Origin of the sequence: Mesobacillus campisalis, from assembly GCF_000986785.1 — a bacterium.
GTDB classification, from domain to species: Bacteria; Bacillota; Bacilli; order Bacillales; family Cytobacillaceae; genus Mesobacillus_B; species Mesobacillus_B campisalis.
Genome location: NZ_LAYY01000085.1, coordinates 1 through 1,209, shown reverse-complemented (window position 1 = coordinate 1,209; position 1,209 = coordinate 1). Strand labels below are relative to the sequence as shown.

At 50.0% G+C, this 1,209-nt stretch carries 2 rRNA genes; both read right to left on the bottom strand.

The window, feature by feature from the left end:
- Nucleotides 1-653, bottom strand: a 23S ribosomal RNA gene (locus WQ57_RS22540); the annotation flags it as partial.
- A 225-nt stretch (nt 654-878) separates the two neighbouring features.
- Nucleotides 879-1,209 (bottom strand): 16S ribosomal RNA (locus WQ57_RS22535); the annotation flags it as partial.

Genomic DNA, 1,209 nt, shown 5'->3' with positions numbered 1-1,209 from the left:
CTTAACCTTGCATGCAATCGTAACTCGCCGGTTCATTCTACAAAAGGCACGCCATCACCCATGAACGGGCTCTGACTACTTGTAGGCACACGGTTTCAGGATCTCTTTCACTCCCCTTCCGGGGTGCTTTTCACCTTTCCCTCACGGTACTGGTTCACTATCGGTCACTAGGGAGTATTTAGCCTTGGGAGATGGTCCTCCCTGCTTCCGACGGGATTTCACGTGTCCCGCCGTACTCAGGATCCACTCAGGAGGGAACGAAGTTTCAACTACAGGGTTTTTACCTTCTCTGACGGGCCTTTCCAGACCTCTTCATCTACCCCGTTCCTTTGTAACTCCACATAGAGTGTCCTACAACCCCAGAAGGCAAGCCTTCTGGTTTGGGCTAATCCCGTTTCGCTCGCCGCTACTCAGGGAATCGCGTTTGCTTTCTCTTCCTCCGGGTACTTAGATGTTTCAGTTCCCCGGGTCTGCCTTCAATACCCTATGGATTCAGGTAAAGATACTGTTCCATTACGAACAGTGGGTTTCCCCATTCGGAAATCTCCGGATCAAAGCTTACTTACAGCTCCCCGAAGCATATCGGTGTTAGTCCCGTCCTTCATCGGCTCCTAGTGCCAAGGCATCCACCGTGCGCCCTTTCTAACTTAACCTTGCGGCAAATACTTGCCAGGTTTCTCTTTTTCAATCAAAAGAGAGAAAAACTAAAATGGCGATACTCGGTTTTATTGCAATTGCCTTCTTACATACGATTATCCAGTTTTCAAGGAACAAAAAAGTTCTGAGAGAATCGCTCCCTCAAAACTAAACAAACAAGCTCATCAACAGTACGAACCGAAGGTTCGCATTCCGAATGTCCTAAAAGACATTATCCTTAGAAAGGAGGTGATCCAGCCGCACCTTCCGATACGGCTACCTTGTTACGACTTCACCCCAATCATCTGTCCCACCTTAGGCGGCTGGCTCCAAAAGGTTACCCCACCGACTTCGGGTGTTACAAACTCTCGTGGTGTGACGGGCGGTGTGTACAAGGCCCGGGAACGTATTCACCGCGGCATGCTGATCCGCGATTACTAGCGATTCCGGCTTCATGCAGGCGAGTTGCAGCCTGCAATCCGAACTGAGAATAGATTTATGGGATTGGCTTCACCTCGCGGCTTCGCTGCCCTTTGTTCTATCCATTGTAGCACGTGTGTAGCCCAGGTCATA